Origin of the sequence: Chitinophaga sp. YIM B06452, assembly GCF_039655965.1 — a bacterium.
In the GTDB taxonomy this organism is placed as follows: domain Bacteria; phylum Bacteroidota; class Bacteroidia; order Chitinophagales; family Chitinophagaceae; genus Chitinophaga.
In genome coordinates, this window is sequence record NZ_JAWLKY010000007.1 from 234,426 (window position 1) to 251,761 (window position 17,336).

The following is a 17,336-nucleotide window of genomic DNA, read 5'->3' on the forward strand; positions in this document are numbered from 1 at the left end:
ATAATTGTATCGGTCGTGTTAAAATAATTCTGGTTGTAATGCAAGCAGGTGCACAGTTTCATGTACCGGGACCTGCATCTTTGTAAGGGAACTTTAATTCATTTTCCAGGAAACTTCCAGTAGGCTGCTGCCGTAAAAGGCCCGTTGCATAAGCATAAGGTTCATTGGAAATAATTAAACGCAAACTGAAATACAACGGGTTCCGTGCTCTTTTGGGGAGTGTTCTTAACCGGGTTGTATTCTGACGGGGGTCTGCGAACAAGGATAAAATTGAAACAAGGTTTTCCGGTAAAAACAGGGTTAAGATTTTTAAACCGGGAGTAAAGATATATTTTCTTTTAGGAAACAATGAAATTTTATGGCCGATGTCAGCCATGGAAATGCTTTTCCGGCAGTTTTCGTACATGCGCGCACGTGTAAAAGCCTGCTAATGTGGCATCTGTCATTATCACAGCCATCCCCCGTTTGGGGGAGCAGCCGGCGCCGAACAATTTGTTTTTTAAAATTCAACCTGCAAAAAAAGGCCCGCAATTGCGGGCCCTTCTATCTACTCTGTACTTTCTTCCGGTTCTTCCAGATAGTTCTTATAAGCTTTTTGCGCTTCCGCATTGAGCTTCGTTTTATCTATTGCGATATCTTTACCGATCCAGCGAAACAGGTCCGGTTCAAAGTTCAGTTTGGCAGCATCCGCCGGGTGAGGCCCGTTGAGCACATATCCCCATTCTTCCTCTCCGTCAATTTTGTAGCGGTACAATACCAGCCACGCCGCCTCTTTTCCATGCTGAACCTTTACGCGGCTCACCTGCTGGATATCGTCCACTTCATATTCATCTACAAGGTAGTAAGCCACATAGCTGCGGCCAAGCAATTCCTGGCTCAGCAGGTGGCGGATATGTGAAACCTGCTTTTGGCCGTTAATGGCCGTAATGAATGAATACGAGCAGTGGAAATCCTGCAGGATGCTTTTGAGCGTCTTGTCGTTCACTTTAATACCGCGGCTGATCAACCCTTGTGCACCGAGCGCGCGGAGGGTCATGACGGTGTCTGCCAGCAGTTCCCGGAAGCTTCCTTCAAGAGCGGGCGGCATGCCAGGCAATGCAAGCACATGCCCGGTGATCTGCAGGCTGTTTTCCCACATCCAGCTGCTGTCCTCATCGTTCCGCCGGCTTTTCCATTCCTGCAGCTTCCGTTTGAACATCCGCTCTACACCAGGTACAAGGCTTTCAAGCTCATACCTGCCAAACTGCGGGGAAAGCCACAGGGAGTCGCTGTAGGTAAGCGCTACGAACGATTGCAGGAAGCTGGCAGAACGTGCGGCGGTGGCTACCATTTGCGGCATGTATTGGGTGTACAGGCTGTCTCTTTTGAAATTATAATCAAAAATGCCCCAATCCATGCCGGGCTCTTCCGGCAGTTCAGGCGCCAGGCGCAGGAAAACGCGGATGGCGGAATCAGTGGCCAGCCCGCTCAGGAATGCCAGTATCTGTTTCCGTTTGCCGGTACCGGGTGTGGCGGCAAACAGTTTTTCGGCCGCTTTTACAGCGTCGTTGCCTGCTTTGCCGTCCAGCCGGCGCAGCAATTGCACCTTCGCGTTAACCTCGCCGGTGTCTGCCGGGAAAGGTTTGTCCAGCGCGCTTAATACCGGTGCAATATCAGCGCTGTCGGGATTCAGGTGGTACAGGTAGGCGCTGGCTCTTTTGAATACCGCGGTATCTGTACTCTGCAGATCGCCCAGCAGCATGTGGATCTTATTTTGCTGCAGCCTGGAAGTATCTGCAAGTTCCTTGCTGCCCGGGCGGAATGAAGCGAGAAACTGCTTTCCATGCCCGGTTGAGGCCAACTCTTCAGGAAGAATAGCAGATATGCTGTAAACGGTGCGGCCGGCCACCACGGCTTTACGGTACCAATGCAGCCCGTTGCCCTTTCCCTTCAGTTCTGCTTCATACACCTGCATGCTGCCATCGGCATACTGCCGGGTGCTCACTTCTTCAAAAGTGCTGTCATTGGGATGTATGAATGATTTCACGAGCGAGTCCGGCTCGATATGATAATACGGTGAATACCTGCTATGATTGATGATATACATGGAATACGAAGCACTGTCCATGGCGCTGTAAAAGCGGCTGTCAACCAGCTTAGGCCTGTACCCGTCTTCATCCTCTTCGTCGCCGCCGGTAAAGGCTCCCGGCCCGGTGACGGTGAAGCTGCCGTCTGCAGGGGTAAATGGAACAGCCGGCGCCTTTGCCTGCAAAGGAAGTACGCGGAGCGAACCAAGGAAACGCTTCCAGTAGCTGCTGTCTGTGCGCGCGCCGTCGTAGGTGCAGAACATAGAATAGGCAAGGTTTCCACGGGGCACAAAATGCAGGCGCGACGTATATCCGTTACCGTGCCTGAAGGTGAGCTGGTAGCGCGGCAGGCCGTTAATAGTGGTAAAGGTTGAATCTGTCAGCTGCATCGTACTGTCCTGCATCATCGCCAGGGCGCGGAGATTGGTGAGCAGATCTTTGTCGCTGGTATTGTAATAGCCCTGTTTTATTTTCACCGCGCGCAGGATGTAGGAAATGCTGTTGGCATTGTCCAGCGCGGAGTATACTTCTTCGGGACGTTCCGTGTCCCGGCCGATGGCCATCAGGCTGGCGTCTGAAGGCAGTATCGCCGAGAAGCCCAGCTGTGGGCGGAACACGGTGTCGTACACGGCCATGGGGCGCACAATGTCGTAGAAGCGGACGGACTGGAAAAAGTCTTTCCTGCCGCTGCTGTCTTTCCCGCCGCCATTGTACATGAATAAGAACGCCCTGTTGTTGCGGATGAACACGCGGATGTAGAACGGCAGGTTCTTTTGCAGCAGCATGGCCTCAGTACCGGGCATATTGCGGTAAGTGATCGGGTATACTTTCTGCAGCTCGGCGTTGCCCTGGGCGGCCATGTTGTTGATCATCGTATTCACCAGCTCCCGTTTGTCTGAAGCCAGCTGCGGAATGTCTATGCAAAAGGCAAACCCTACTTCGTCGTTGTTGCCGCCGATGTACATATGGCGGTTCATATTGGGAAGCGGGTATGATACCGGGTTCCCGGGCAAAGCCACGCTGTAGCCGTCGGCGATCCTGTTGAGCGAATAACCTTTCAGGCTGTCCAGCTGCCTGCGTTCGCGTTTTGTAACGCCGGTGAAAGAGGCGTTTACCGGTGAAACGGAAAATCCTTTTTCACGCAGCATGGCCAGCATGCCTGTTTTACCGGGTAAATGGGCCACGCCCACCGCTGCGAAAACGCTGCCTTTGCCGATCAGCGCTGCCAGGTTGCCCGTCATTTCCCGGTTACGGGATTCCAGGCGGAGGTCTTCCCCGCTGCTTTCCATGTCGGAGAGCACTTTTGTGATCTCCGCGAGGTCGCCTTTGTAATAAAGATTGACGAGGGCATCCAGGTAAGCCACCCGCTGGCCAAGCCTGTCAACCCTGCTATCCTGCCCATCGTCACCGGCGTCGTCGTGGCCTTTATAACCAATTCCCCAGAGGAATACTTCTTTCTGTACTTCTGTTGCGTCCGCACTGAGCATGCCCATCTGGTTCTGCAGTCTTTCAAGGCTGTGCACGGGCTTGCTGAGACCTGTGGCCTTCTGATGCAGCCATGCGTCCAGGAATATGTTCTCAGGCTTTTTCTCGGGACCTGCATTTTTACTGAGCTCTTCTGCCTCGTTGATCAGCAGCTTTTCGATGAACCACAAACGTTTCAGGCTCAACTTATCCAGTGGTGCACCGGTCTTTTCTTTCACCAGGCTGTCCACATACCGGTATTCATCCGCATTCAGCAGGCGGCGCATGTGATTCACGGTATCCAGCAAAGGCCCGCCGGGAGACAGCATATACGCCATCACCGAGTCCATATCCACTTCCATGGCGAAAGAACGGGTGCCGCGCAGGGCGGTGAGCACGGAATCGCTGAATTCGAACACGCGGTTGTCTGTAAGGTGCATGGTACCGAAAAGGTACGAGGGGGCCTGCATCCCGGGGCCGTCTATACGCCAGAGCAGCTGGTAATTGGGCCTGTCGTTGTGCTGGGCGCGCACATGCATGGTTTGCGCCAGCAGGGCCAGCAGCAGTAATATCGTCATTCGCATAACGCCCCGGGTATCACGCGGGCGGTCAGTATAGGAATCAAACATCCGGCAAATGTACGGCGGCGGCAGGAGGTTAAGAATGGGATAAAAGTTGTATTTGGCACGAAGAAAGCGGGAAAGGGAAGAATGCCTAACTTTAATAACAACCTGCCGTCATGAAAAACAAGCATATCACCCTCATCGGTGCGCCCAGCAGCGCCGGCGCCTACGGGCCGGGACAGGAAAAAGCGCCGCAGGCCCTGCGTGATGCCGGGCTCGTAAAGTTCCTTGAAGATCGTGGAATACGCGTCAGCGACCAGGGCGATGTGCCGGGCTTCAGGTGGCGCGTGGACAGGGAGCATCCCAGGAGCATGAATGCCGGCATGGTGGCCAGCGTTGCCGGTGCGGTTGCCCGGGAAGTGCAGGCCGCATTCCATGAAGATGAAAAGCTGCTCATTATTGGCGGCGACTGTACCATTGAGCTGGGCGTTGTAGCGGGCTGCCTGCACCGGTCGGAAAACATCGGCCTGGTGTACATCGATCTTGATACCGACCTGAATACGCCGCACAGCGTGGAAGACGGGGCTTTCGACTGGATGGGCGTTGCGCACCTGCTGCATCTCGAGGGAACGGAGGAAAAGCTGGCGGGCCTGGGTAAAAGAGTGCCGATGCTGCATCCTTCGCAGGTACATTTCTTCGCCAATGGCAACATGACCGGTTTTGAAAGAACGGTCATTCATCAATATAACATGGCGCAAACCCCGGTACAGGAAGCAGCCGCCGATCCGGCGGGCGCCGCGGGGAAGATATGCGCCGGCTGGGCCCGAAACTTCGATCACCTGCTGATCCACCTCGATGTGGACGTGCTGGATTATGTAGACATGCCGCTTGCTGAAAATTACCGGCGGCAACAGGGCCTTAAATTTGACCAACTGATGCTGGCGCTGGGAGAATTTCTTAAAGCGCCCAACTGGCGTACGCTTACGGTAACAGAGATCAATCCCGATCATGGCGAGAGCGACGCCTCTACGCTCCGGGTGTTTTCAGAAAGGCTTGCAGCGGTATTGGGTGACGCTTTTTAGCCGCCGGAAACAAAATTTTTGAGGCGCAGAATTCACTTTAATTCTAAGCCGCATACTTTTTCTTCCATTCGTTGTACTTCGAATTTTTAATTTTCTTCAACACCTCCTCTACCGGCTTAGCCCAATAGTTGCGAAATCCAAAACCGCCTGCTTTACCGGTCACACGCTCGGTCAGCAATACCCGCTTATTGGACATATTTATAAAGGTGACAAATATATTCGCGGCCTTCTCTGATTTACTCATTCCTTCTACTACAAACAGCACACCGATACCGGTCTTTCCCGAGAAGTCGTATGTACCCACCAGCTTGTCTATTTCGCTTGCCGTAAGGTGCATAAAATCGCCGGGGATCTCTGACTTGATCTGTTGAACGGAAATGGTCCGGTTACGGGCATTTACCTGGTCCAGGTCACTGGTAATGGCGGACCGCCGGAGTGCTTCAGCGATATCATATTTTGCAGGCTCTGCAACAACAACATTATTGATTGCAGGGAACTGCCGGTCGCGGATATCCGTTGCGCTGCCGGACTCTCCTATTACTTTTGCCAGGGTGAAGTCTACACCCAGGTAAGTAACCGGTGTTGCCGCATCAAAAATGTTTTTGGCGGTTTGTGCAGATGAAGGGTGAATAATACTGCCAGCCAAAAGCAGGAACAGCAAAATGGATCTCAAAGCTTTTTTCATTAAACAGGTTTTAATAATCATTTCAACGTTCGTTTCCTTCGCCTTCATTGGCGCCATTACTGTCTGCAGGGATCTTAAATCCTTCGGACAATATATCATCAACAATATCGGCGGGGGAAATATCATTGTTGGATTTATTGGCCATCACGATCACAAACAGTTTCGTTGAAGGAACCACTGCAAAATCACAAACGCTGCCTATGCCGGTTCCCCCGCCGCCTTTGTGTATCACCAGTTCATTGCCGGCCATGCGGGAATGCCAGCCGGGCGTATTGGATAGTTTTTTTGAATAGGGCGTCCACATTGATTGGGTTGTTTTACTGTTCAATATAGAATAGCTGCCTAATGCCCGGGAGAACCTGGTAAAATCTGCCAGCGTCGTTTGCAGGCCGCCGGACGGAATGCCGTAATCGCCGGGTGCGAAGTGTGTTTCCATTTCCTTCCATTCCCCGTTCTTATTTAGATGCCCCAAAGCCACATTCTTTGCACCGGGCATTACACCTGTCCTGTTCATTTGAAGCGGCTTAAAAATATGAGCAGTCATGTAATCCAGGTAAGTCATGCCTGAAACGGTTTCTATGAGTTTGCCCAAAATGGCGAAATTGAAATTATTGTATTGCTGCTTTTTACCGGGCGGCGTAAAAGACATCGGCTGTTTGCCAGCCTGTTTCAATGTTCCTTCAAACGACGCTTTGTCCTTCTCCCCTTTCACATCGGGTATGCCGCTGGTATGCGTCATATATTGCCGGACGGTGATATTCCCCCAGGCCGGCGGTATATTTTTCATGTATTTTTTGATGGGACTGTCCAGGTCAATTTTACCTTTTTGTACCAGCTGCATGACGGCAACACCGGTAAATGCCTTGGAAACGGAACCGATGCTGAAGATGGTATTATCATTCACCGGTTCCTTCGTTTTGAGTGATTTAACACCGTATACTTTCTGGAATATAACCTTGTTGTCCTGGACAATGGCCACCGCCATTCCCGGGAACTTCTCTTTGGTCATGGCTTTGGCGACGATCTTATCCACCTTTTCGCTGAGCCCCTTCTGTGCATACAGGCATGTACCGGGCAGCGTTATGAAAAAAACGGCGAACAGGAATGGAAAGCAAAAGCGGCAAGGGAGCGATGATGTTATCATGTTGGTATAGATGGGGGTAAGTAAATATACGAATTTGGGCGGACATTCCGGGCCCGGACCATTACGTTCCCTCGACAATTTGTACCGTTCTCTAAAATCCCGCGCCCTTCGTTCAAAATATTCATAATTATACATCGTCGACCGACACCCCAGGACAAACAAATGATTGTTTATTAACTTCAAAAATCAGTTATGCGAAAACATGCTTCCTGCTGTTTTTTCATGTTTGCATTCAGCAGCATATTCCTATTCACATCCTGCAAAAAGGACGGCAACGGGCCGGACGATGGCAACGGCAATACCGAAGACCTGTCCGGCCGCTACTACATTGCCACCTCCACTATACCATCAGACAGGGACAGGCGCTACCTGTTGGTTGAAAGGACCCTCAGTACCGCAGACAGTCCTGAACTGGCCATGTCTTACCATTCAAGCCTGGCAGACGCAACGGACACCGTGTACATCTGGACAGTGGAGAAACTCAGCAACGGGATGTATGCCATCCACAAGATCGGCCACAACGTAGATTCGAAATCCCGCGTTTACTGGACGCAGGGTGAACGGAACAACCTCATACTGCCCACCGCTATCCAGCTCGACCTGATCTACCAGGAAGACATGCCGGACCGGAAACCCGGTCCCAACCAGCAATTCAAGATCGTCAAAGACGGTACGGGCCAGCTCAGGCTCACTACCGGTGATGGCAAGCCTCCCATATACATGCATGCAACCCTGATGAAAAAAGGGGCCGTCGCATACTACGAGCATTACGGCATGTACCTGGACGATACCCAGCCCAGCTGCATGTGGAAACTGCGGCCCGACGTCGACTCCATCCGTTACTGTTTTGTTGAAGGCGTAAGCTTTCGGAAATAAAATCCTTTATTATGACTGCATCTACTTTTGCGCTGGAAACGCGCCTGGACCTGTTTACGGCGGCCGACAAAGACCCAGCGTCCGCCGGCAGGTACAAGTTCGAAAGGCTGGTATCCTACGACAACGGGAATTCCTGGGCAGGCAACTGGATCCCCAATGACATCGGCGTTTTTCTTTCATCGCCTGCGGCCTGCAGCACCGGGGATAGCCTTGACACATTCCTTGTAGGCAGAGGGCTCGACAACAAGTTCTGGTTCACCCGCCTGCAGGAATATTATGAATTCCGGAATACCGGGTTTGCGCCTATAGGCCAGGGTGTATTCAGCGGCAAACCCGCGATCTGTTCCTTCGGCAATTCCGTTTCAGGCTGGCGGCAGGGAAGCCTCCATACGAGAGACACCAGTTATGCCGGTGTAGGCGTAATGGTATTCGGCAAAGGCAATGATAACAGGATATGGTGGGCATATTCCACCAATGGCGGTACCACCTGGGATATGGCATGGGACGCCATCGGTGCGGGAACATTCGTCTCCTCCCCCGCCGCCGCCTGTTCCGCAGACGGCAGGCTGGTGACTGTATTCGGGCAGGGGCAGGACAACAAAATATGGTGGGCCTATTCCACCAGCGGCGGCGCGGCCTGGGACATGGCATGGTCGCCCATCGGGGAAGGCGTATTTACCTCCGCTCCAGCAGCCGCCTGTTCCGCCGACGGGAAACGGATCTATGTATTCGGAAGAGGGCAGGATAACAAAATATGGTGGGCATATGCCACCAACGGCATCCGGGGCTGGGACATGGCCTGGGCGCCTATCGGGGAAGGCGTATTTACATCCATGCCTTCCGCCAATTGCTCCTGGGATGGCCGGATCATTCATGTATTCGGCAAAGGGCAGGACAACCGGATCTGGCAGGCAAGATCGCACGACTTCGGCGCCCACTGGGACATTGCCTGGGCCAAAGTGCATTCAAAAAAATTCCTCGACATCCATCCATAACCATTCATCCATATGGCAAACATACCATTGATCCAGCTTGCGCTGGACAACAAAGCGAAAAGTATACGCGCCAAATACGGCCTCCCGAATATCGCCGGCGTTATCGTGCGGGATAATGGCAACACCGTGATGCACACCGTGCAGGGAATAAGAGATACCAGCAAGAGCGCCACCGCCGCAAGCAACCAGGCAACCAAAGGCGACTATTTCAACGTGGGCTCCATCTCAAAACCCATCACGGGTTTCCTGATCGCATGCCTCATCAAAAAAGGGGTGTTGACCTGGGAAACCACTATCCGGGAAGTTTTCCCCGAGTTCGCCTCAAAACCTTTCCGCGACCGCTGCGGCATGAATGATACTTTCCTCAACACAAAGGTTTACGAACTGCTGGGGCATACTTCCGCCATGAACGGGTATTACTACCACGTAGCGAACAACGACGAGATGGCAGACGGGGATACAGACCCTTTCCGCTTCATCCAGGACCAGGGCATACAAAACGGCGGGAATAGCCGGGACGAGGAATGGAAAAGCCCCGCAGCTATGAAATATCTCCGCTACCTGTTCACCGTACTGAGCCTGAAAAAGAAAAAGTTCCAGTTCAACAGCTCCACCAACCTGGACTACCAGAACAAAGCAAATTACGGCTACGGCGCCACAGCCACCATTTGCGCGGCCATGGCCGAAAGAAGAACAGGCAAATCCTGGGAAGAGATCATGAAAGAGCTGATGGCCTCACCCTTCAACGGCGCTCTTCATATGATCTACGGGAACCTGCCAAACGGCATGCAGTTTCACGGCTTTGATCCTGCGAGCGGATTGTTTATCCCGCTTCCGGTGTACAACAACGATCTGACGCCTTACAACAGCAAGTTCGTGGTGGGAGGCATCCATTGCACAGTGGGTGGAATGGCGCAGTTTATCCGGTATAACCTGAGAGCGGTAAACTCTGCCTCCATCTTTGATATAGAACAATATCAAAAACCGGTGACGGCAGCGGCAAGAGGCGGGCTGTTCCTCGGGGGAGGGCTCAAAAGTGAACCGCTCAATCACAACGGCGCTACCGGCGGCAGCCTGGCCAGCCTTCAAATATATCATCACAGCGGCCGGGGTTTCAGCGCCATGATGAACTGCGGCGGAGGCCCCGCTGACGCCCCTTACAGGGCAGCTTTGGGAGAAATGATGCAGGAGCTGCATAATATTCACAGGGACTGGGACGATCTGAGATATTCTCCTTAACTTTTACAGCGACATAATGCATCCACCTGTTACCTGGTAAAAATATCATCCGGGCAATATTGCTGACGGCCTGTTGTGCACAAGCAAAGGCACAGGGAATACATGTATTCTGGAGAAAAGATACCAACCAGCTGCATTACGACAGCAGCCGCTATATCAGCACCGTTATCGGCACGAAGAACGGTTTGCCGTCCTCCCAGGTCCTTTGCCTGTACCAGCAGCAGGCAGGCCCCGTCTGGATCGGCACATCCATCGGTGTAAGCCGGTACGATGGTTTTGATTTCGGGAACTTCCTCGCCACCGGCAACAGGCAACTGGGTAAGGTAAACGCGGTTAAAGAAGATACGCAGACCGGGGTGATATGGGTGATGAGCGAATCAGGGCTTTGTTTCTACAAAGAAGGGCAATTGTTCCCTGCGCTGCTGGAAGAAGATTTCTCCGCCAACGATATCTGCTTCGACGGAAATGGCGGCGCATGGCTCGCTACCGGTATAGGGCCGGTCCATCTTGACAAGTCTGCACTGGAAGACCTGCTCCGGCAGAAAAAAATTACGCTGGCCTCAAAGATACTACCGGCGTGGCGCAGGCTGGCATCCACAAAAATGGTAAGGAAGATCGCGCTGGATGCGGATGGTTCCATCTGGTTCAGCACCCGTCACACCTTATACCGCTACGATCAAAAAGACCTGGTTAAAATATGGGAAACGGGGCTGGAAAGTGACGACATCACATCCATTGTATGCCATAAAAGAGATACTGTATTCTTTACCGCCGTACGAAGCGGGCTGTTTGCGCATGAAAGCGGCCATCTTAAAAAAATACCTTTCAGAAGCACTATATCCGCGAACCTGCAGCAGCTGGGAGACAGCCTCTATTACCTTACCATGCACGGGGTTTACGGCCTCACGGCGTCTAACCATCAACTGCGTTTTATCAGCGCCATCCCGGAGGAATTGAATATCTGGCTGTCGTGCCTGCTGGTAGACCGGGAACGTAATTTATGGATCGGCATGCATGATTGCCTGATCTTCCAGAAAGAACGGAAGTTCTATGAATTCAGTAATGCAGACCCAACAACCGGCATCGAGCTGTTCAGCCTGTTCCGGCGAAAAGACGGACGTTTGCTGATGGGCGCCAACAGGGGAAGGATCTTCGAAAAAAGGAACAACGACCTGGTAAATGCCCTGCCGCAAAAGTCGCTGGCGGAACGCGCCGAAGTAAGAGCTATCCTGGAAGACAGCCGGGGATGGATGTGGTATGCCACCGGGTTTGAAGGCGTAAAGCTGGTACGTGGAAACGGGCGCATGGAAAACATTACAGAAAAAGAAGGCCTCAGCACCAACTCCAATTCTTTTTTGCTGGAAGACAGTCATGGCAACATCTGGACCGGCGGGGACGGATCTGTTACGAAGATCGCCGTGAACGAAAGACTGTCTTTCACCGCATTCAGCAAATTGTACCCGGGCGACAATTACAACACCTTCCTGAATGCCGTGGAAGGGCCGGACGGCGCCATATGGCTCGGTGGTGAAAAAGGACTGTTCGTGATACGGAACGGCAGCCTGCAGGAATATGATCTTTCCCCTCATACACCACATTCGCTGAATATTTCAGACCTCAGGAAGGGCGAGGGAAATGATATGTGGGTTACCACACAGGGCGATGGCATCTGGCAGTTCGGCCTGCATGCAGACGGAACATTGCGGCTCAAAAAGATATTCACTGAAAAGGACGGCCTGCATAGCAATATCTACCTCAACCTCGCTGCCGGTCATAACAAAGACATCTGGGCTGCAAGTTACTCAGGTATCACACGGATCAAATACATCAGGGAGAATGAGCCATACATTATGAATTACAGCCACCCTGAAGGGTATTTCAGCAGCGGATACCAGGCCATAAAACTGCTGCAGGCAACCCATGACACCATATGGGCTGCCACTTCCACCGGCCTGCTGTGCTTTAACCCGGAGGATTTCCCCCATGCATATGCAACCCCGGGCATTATACTGCGGGACGTGAAACTATCCGGGTCTGCAAACAAGCCGCCAGGTAACGGCCCGCTGGTATTGCCTTACGACCGGCGATCCATTGCCTTTGAATTTTCAGGCATTTACTTTTCCCATCCGCAAGCGCTGAAATACGCCTACCGCCTCTCGGGAACGGAAAGCGGGTGGACAGACATCGGAAACAAACGCAGCGTGAGCTTCCAGAATCTTTCGCCGGGGACGTATCAGCTGGAGATAAGGTCGTATCTCGGAAGCCATGCGGTAAGCGAAGCGCTGGTATATTCCTTCAGGATAAAACCTCCTTTCTGGCAGACATGGTGGTTCATCCTGTATTGCCTGGCCGCAGTAACGCTGCTGCTTATTTTCTGGATCAGGAAAAGAGAAGCCGCCATCCGGAAAAAGGCAGCGGAAAAAGCGCTCGTCCAGCAGCAGCTGATAGAGCTGGAGATCAAAGCACAACGGGCGCAGATGAACCCGCATTTTATCTTCAACAGTCTTAACGCTATCAGCTCGTTGATTGCAAGCCGGCAGAACGAGAAAGGGCTGCAGTACCTGTCCAGGTTCTCGAAATTGCTGAGAATGGTGGTAGATGAGAACGAGACCAGCTTTATCAGCCTGAAGGATGAGCTGGAATTGCTTCGTTTATATCTTCAGCTGGAAGCCCTGCGTTTCGTGGATTCTTTTTCTTACGATATCCATGTAGACAGCATGCTGAATACAGACCAGGTAATGCTGCCTTCTTTCCTGGTACACCCGCTGGTTGAAAATGCCGTATGGCATGGCTTGCTGCATAAAGAAGGCGAAAGGAAGCTGTTCATAACGTTCAGACGGGATACTCCAAGGCAATTGCTTTGCATTGTGCAGGATAACGGCATTGGTATTACAGCTGCCGGAAAAATAAAAGCGGAACGGTTGAACGGGGCCGGGCGGAAAGAAAAAGGGCTTCAGCTGATCAGGGAGCGGCTGCTGGCCTTACAGGAAAAAACCATGCTGCAGGCCACGGTACATATAGAAGAACTGAAAGGAGAAGACCAGGAAGTACGGGGTACAAAAGTCACCATTGAATTGCCTATCATTTATGAAACCTGAAATAAAAGCATTGATCATAGACGACGAGGCGATGGCCTGCGATATGCTGGCTTACCAGATCCGGCGCCATGTGCCCGCTATCACCGAGGTTAAAAAATGCACCGGTGCAAAAGAAGGTATACAGCTCATTGCCTCCTGGCAGCCCGACCTGCTTTTCCTGGATGTGCAGATGCCTTTTATGGATGGATTCGATCTGCTGAACGTTGTTGACCAGCATTCTTTCAGCGTTATTTTCACCACCGCTTACAACCAGTACGCTATCAGGGCGATCCGCCATAGCGCGCTGGATTACCTGCTGAAGCCCGTGGATGTGGACGAGATGAAGCAGGCAGTGGAGCGGTTCCTTAAAAACAGGCAGAAAGAAAGCCGGATCAGCGAACTATATCAAAACGCCGTGCAGCAGCTGCAGCATACCGAAAAACAGCCGAAACTAACGCTGCTCACGCCGGAAGGCATCAGGCTGGTAAAGCCCGGGGACATCATCTACTGCACAGGCGTAAACAACTATACCAGGTTTTATCTGCGCGATGGATCGGCCATCACAGTTTCCAAAACACTCAAGGAGTTTGAGGTATTGCTCAGGGAACATGGTTTTATGCGCATCCACAAATCATTTCTTGTAAATCTCAGCTGCGTTGCAGGAATTGACAGCAACGATTCCCTCATCATGACAGATGGCAGCAGGCTGAGCATTGCGCGCCGGAGGCATGCGGACGTTATCAGGGCGCTGCGGAAAAGTGAATCCCAGGATCCCGGTCAGGGAATTTGAGCCCCTGGTAAGCGCTTTACTTCGGCCTGAAGCGTAAAACGGGCTGGAATGGCACAGCAATTGCTTTCAGTTGATATATTTGCATCCAAATACACCTGTAATGAAACTCATCTACCTTGCCTGCGCTCTTTCCGTACTGCTTTTCCCGGGCTGCGAAACCACGCAGCAGATCATTAATAACCTGCCGAACACTACCACAGGCCAGCCAAACAGCTTCCAGATCGCCTCGGGGTTAAGGGAGGCGCTCACCATCGGCACACAAAATACCGCCAACCGGCTTTCCGCGCCCAATGGCTTTTTCGCCAATGCCATGCTTAAGATACTGATGCCCCCGGAAGCGCAGAAAGTAGAGTCGACGCTGCGCAACGTAGGACTGGGAGGCGTGGTAGACAAGGCTATCCTGGCTATGAACCGGGGAGCCGAAGAAGCGGCCAAGTCGGCAGCTCCCATTTTCGTCAACGCTATCCGCCAGATGAGCATCACCGATGCCATCGGCATTCTGCGGGGCGGCGACTTTGCGGCTACCAACTATTTCAAACAGAAAACCACAACGGCGCTTACCACCGCATTCAGCCCTGTGATCAGCAGTGCGCTGAAAAAAGTGGACGCCACCAAATATTGGGCGGACGTATTTACAGTATACAACAGGTTTTCCAAAACACCTGTCAACACCGACCTCACGGCCTACGTGACCGAACGCGCCATCAGCGGCATATTCCATGAAGTGGGGCTGGAAGAGCAAAAGATACGGAGAGACCCTGCCGCGCGTGTTACAGAGTTGCTGAAAACGGTGTTTGGGAGTCCGCTTGCGCAGAATAGGTAGCAAACAAAAAATCCGGCGGTTTGCTGCCGGATTTTTTTGTTTATTTCACAGAGACTGACAAGCTCAAACCTCACTCATGACTGTTCAAACACCTCATCAGCAGGATGAGGTGTTTTTATTGCATTGATGATTGCCTCGACCACCGCCCCCTTATTTGTCCATTTATCTACGCTATCATTTTTTGTTATCGGAAATTCTTTTCTGTTTGAGGATTCTATCCTTTCAGAAAGCATTCTATAAGCTGAACCTTCCCTGTCATACTTTCTTGCGCAGCAAACAAGAACAATGGAAGTATATTGTATTTCACCGATCAGATGTTTCAGGAATAAGGGATCATCAAGCTTATCCAAAATCCGGGCTAGATCTTCAGCAATATCTCCTGCGCTAATTATAATTACCAAGATTTCGTCCAAAAGGAGAATAGCAATAAAATCCCTCAGGCTGCCATCGTCATTATAAGCAAGAGCATTTAATTCTTCAAATCCGAGTGTGAACAACTTTTTAAAACTTGCTTCTTCCGCAAGTTTTTCAAATACTAAACCAGCAGTCGTTGTCTTACCGCTATTCATGACGCCTCTGATAATGAGATATTTTCGCATAAATTTGATTTTCTGGAGTGAAACCTGGCTAAGGATAAAGATAAGGGCCGATGGGATTCTGCTTTATACAAAAACAGTTGCAAGAATACTTGCAACTGTTTTCTTTGGTGCCCAGAACAGGAATCGAAATATATTGAATATCAGGATTTTATAGATTCTGTAAGTCAATAGCAAGTCAGCAAATTTCCACCTATAGCCCGTGCAGCAGTTCGGAAACTGATATATTCAAGGTTCTGGCAACCGCCTTTATTGTTCCCAGGGTGGGGTTACCTTTTCCGTTATCTATGTTGTAAATCTGCGCATGCGAAATGCCGGCGGTATCGGCGAACTCCCGGGTACTCATGCCAGTTTGTAGCCGGAGTTCTCGGAAACGCCGCCCAAAAGCCTTCGATAATTCTTCATCCTTTACACCGATCATGCCTTCAAGTTGAAGAAAGCGCCCAAAAATATTGACTCAGTATATTAAGTCAATTGAAAAAAGTCCTATATTCGGCTATCTTTGCGACCTCAAAAATATTGAAGGTTGCTACTTCAGACCAGTACCAGGGATCTTGGAAAATTCACATGGAGTGCTGAACGAAGGATGCAGCTCGTACCTTACGGTGCGGGCTCTTCTTTGCTCGTGCTCCATGCCTTCCAAGAGGCCCTGGCCGACAGAGTTGAGTACCGCGCCTTTTTTTTGCCGGGCTCTAACCTTTAAAACCCGGCATATGAACAGCGATATTCATCCCTCTGAACTGCTCGAACAAAAGCTCCTGGCCTTCATTCAGGACATCAAGCCCCTCGGTGTAAACCTGGTGCATCTTGATTTACATGTTGACCAGCGCCTCTTTTCACCGAAACGGGCCATTCAGTCCGGAACCCATGAAATGGAATTCCAGTCATATATGCCTGAGCTGGAGGATATAACTGCCATCATTATTTTGATTGCAAAAGGATCTTCACCACGGTGAATACTAAAATAGTAAACCAAGTTAACCGGGTATTCCTGCCTGGTTATTCTTTTTCAATCCGAAGGCGCCTGTTAATGGCCGGCTCTCCGCCGGCAGTTTTTCCTGAATCATGTCCTCCAGAATCCGCATGTCCGCCCAGGTGAACCACCAGGGCGGCGAAGAAGGTATATCCTTGTATTTTCCGCCCCGTTTTACTCTCTCTGCCCTTACGATATGAAGCCGCATTTCCCACCTTCCGTTATAGTCTACAAAGCAGCCCCAATACCTGCGATCTACCGATAGACGCCAATAGCCTGCGCCGCCTGGTATCTGGCTTATCTCTACCTGCACTTTACCTCCCCACACCTCCACCTCCATTTCAATTCTGATCCACATATCACAGACGTTCCAGTTCCTCCAGCGGGACACTTACCTCGTCCTTTCCGGTATATATTCTCACCATCAGACGGCCAAACTCAACATCGAGGTTAACCAGGTCATCCCCGGCCACGCCCCTCTTGCCCTTGCCACGCAAAAAGCGGTTCACTCGCTCTAGAAGGCCAAACGGCGGCCGCCAGCCTTTCTCCTTCAGCAATGGCACGAAAATCCGGCCCGTATCGCCCTGAGCCGCGATTTCCCGCAGGCGCTCCGTGTCCTCTGGTATGGAAAAAAGTAATCGGCCCGGATCCGCGTCCAACACGTTATAGTGCTGGTCCGCATCCTTTCGGAGCTTGTACATGGTTAGGAGATAAGCTTCGGAGCCCCCGGAAAAGCCGCGGGGGAAGGTTTGGAAAACGAAAAAGGAGTGCCCTTTTGAGATGATGCTTTCCAACAGCGGTAAGGAAAGCAGAGCGAGGGGGTTATATTTCCCGGTAATATTCACAACCCGGCCCGTGAAATCAAGAACGGACGGGATTTCGCTTGAAAACTTGAGTTCCATAACGCGCAGTTTAGTTGCCAATATTTTTAGCAAACGTACTAAATTTATTAGGAAAACAAAC

At 51.4% G+C, this 17,336-nt stretch carries 16 protein-coding genes; 8 read left to right on the forward strand and 8 right to left on the reverse strand.

Annotated features, from left to right (window positions below; translation table 11 throughout):
- Positions 1-58 precede the first annotated feature (58 nt).
- Both R3I13_RS25085 and R3I13_RS25090 read right to left on the reverse strand, forming a co-directional pair.
- A complete protein-coding gene (locus R3I13_RS25085) occupies positions 59-376 on the reverse strand; it encodes a hypothetical protein (RefSeq protein WP_346320742.1) in 318 nt (105 codons plus the stop codon).
- Positions 377-547: 171 nt separating this feature from the next.
- Positions 548-4,114: a TraB/GumN family protein gene (locus R3I13_RS25090; RefSeq protein ID WP_346320743.1), complete on the reverse strand. Its 3,567-nt coding sequence runs from the start codon at positions 4,112-4,114 to the stop codon at positions 548-550.
- Positions 4,115-4,269: 155 nt separating this feature from the next.
- Between R3I13_RS25090 and R3I13_RS25095 the strand changes: the two genes are divergently transcribed.
- A complete protein-coding gene (locus R3I13_RS25095) occupies positions 4,270-5,175 on the forward strand; it encodes an arginase family protein (protein WP_346320744.1) in 906 nt (301 codons plus the stop codon).
- Between the two features lie 43 nt (positions 5,176-5,218).
- On the opposite strand, the gene R3I13_RS25100 is transcribed toward R3I13_RS25095, so the two are convergent.
- Together R3I13_RS25100 and R3I13_RS25105 are read right to left on the reverse strand one after the other, a co-directional pair.
- Positions 5,219-5,908: a hypothetical protein gene (locus R3I13_RS25100; protein WP_346320745.1), complete on the reverse strand. Its 690-nt coding sequence runs from the start codon at positions 5,906-5,908 to the stop codon at positions 5,219-5,221.
- Positions 5,883-7,004, reverse strand: a complete 1,122-nt coding sequence (locus R3I13_RS25105; RefSeq protein WP_346320746.1) for a serine hydrolase domain-containing protein — start codon at positions 7,002-7,004, stop codon at positions 5,883-5,885. The genes R3I13_RS25100 and R3I13_RS25105 overlap by 26 nt, the downstream gene beginning before the upstream one ends.
- A gap of 192 nt (positions 7,005-7,196) precedes the next feature.
- Between R3I13_RS25105 and R3I13_RS25110 the strand changes: the two genes are divergently transcribed.
- The 6 genes from R3I13_RS25110 to R3I13_RS25135 all read left to right on the forward strand — a co-directional run bounded on the left by R3I13_RS25110 (position 7,197) and on the right by R3I13_RS25135 (position 14,804).
- Positions 7,197-7,880, forward strand: a complete 684-nt coding sequence (locus tag R3I13_RS25110; protein ID WP_346320747.1) for a hypothetical protein — start codon at positions 7,197-7,199, stop codon at positions 7,878-7,880.
- Between the two features lie 11 nt (positions 7,881-7,891).
- Positions 7,892-8,875, forward strand: a complete 984-nt coding sequence (locus tag R3I13_RS25115) for a hypothetical protein (protein WP_346320748.1) — start codon at positions 7,892-7,894, stop codon at positions 8,873-8,875.
- Positions 8,876-8,887: 12 nt separating this feature from the next.
- Entirely contained in the window at positions 8,888-10,114 is a 1,227-nt protein-coding gene (locus tag R3I13_RS25120) for a serine hydrolase domain-containing protein (protein WP_346320749.1), read from the forward strand.
- A gap of 59 nt (positions 10,115-10,173) precedes the next feature.
- Positions 10,174-13,212: a histidine kinase gene (locus R3I13_RS25125; RefSeq protein WP_346320750.1), complete on the forward strand. Its 3,039-nt coding sequence runs from the start codon at positions 10,174-10,176 to the stop codon at positions 13,210-13,212.
- Positions 13,202-13,981, forward strand: coding sequence for a LytTR family DNA-binding domain-containing protein (locus tag R3I13_RS25130; RefSeq protein ID WP_346320751.1), 780 nt, complete (start codon positions 13,202-13,204; stop codon positions 13,979-13,981). Before R3I13_RS25125 ends, R3I13_RS25130 begins: the two co-directional genes overlap by 11 nt.
- Positions 13,982-14,081: 100 nt before the next feature.
- Positions 14,082-14,804, forward strand: coding sequence for a DUF4197 domain-containing protein (locus tag R3I13_RS25135; protein ID WP_346320752.1), 723 nt, complete (start codon positions 14,082-14,084; stop codon positions 14,802-14,804).
- A gap of 74 nt (positions 14,805-14,878) precedes the next feature.
- On the opposite strand, the gene R3I13_RS25140 is transcribed toward R3I13_RS25135, so the two are convergent.
- Together R3I13_RS25140 and R3I13_RS25145 are read right to left on the reverse strand one after the other, a co-directional pair.
- Positions 14,879-15,403, reverse strand: coding sequence for a hypothetical protein (locus R3I13_RS25140; protein ID WP_346320753.1), 525 nt, complete (start codon positions 15,401-15,403; stop codon positions 14,879-14,881).
- A 190-nt stretch (positions 15,404-15,593) separates the two neighbouring features.
- Positions 15,594-15,821: a helix-turn-helix transcriptional regulator gene (locus tag R3I13_RS25145; protein WP_346320754.1), complete on the reverse strand. Its 228-nt coding sequence runs from the start codon at positions 15,819-15,821 to the stop codon at positions 15,594-15,596.
- A 292-nt stretch (positions 15,822-16,113) separates the two neighbouring features.
- On the opposite strand from R3I13_RS25145, the gene R3I13_RS25150 reads away from it, so the two are divergent.
- On the forward strand, positions 16,114-16,356 hold the full coding sequence (locus tag R3I13_RS25150) for a hypothetical protein (RefSeq protein WP_346320755.1): 243 nt from the start codon (positions 16,114-16,116) through the stop codon (positions 16,354-16,356).
- Positions 16,357-16,377: 21 nt separating this feature from the next.
- On the opposite strand, the gene R3I13_RS25155 is transcribed toward R3I13_RS25150, so the two are convergent.
- Together R3I13_RS25155 and R3I13_RS25160 are read right to left on the reverse strand one after the other, a co-directional pair.
- Positions 16,378-16,731, reverse strand: a complete 354-nt coding sequence (locus tag R3I13_RS25155; RefSeq protein WP_346320756.1) for a hypothetical protein — start codon at positions 16,729-16,731, stop codon at positions 16,378-16,380.
- 1 nt (position 16,732) lies between these two features.
- Positions 16,733-17,275, reverse strand: coding sequence for a hypothetical protein (locus R3I13_RS25160; RefSeq protein WP_346320757.1), 543 nt, complete (start codon positions 17,273-17,275; stop codon positions 16,733-16,735).
- Positions 17,276-17,336: the final 61 nt, after the last annotated feature.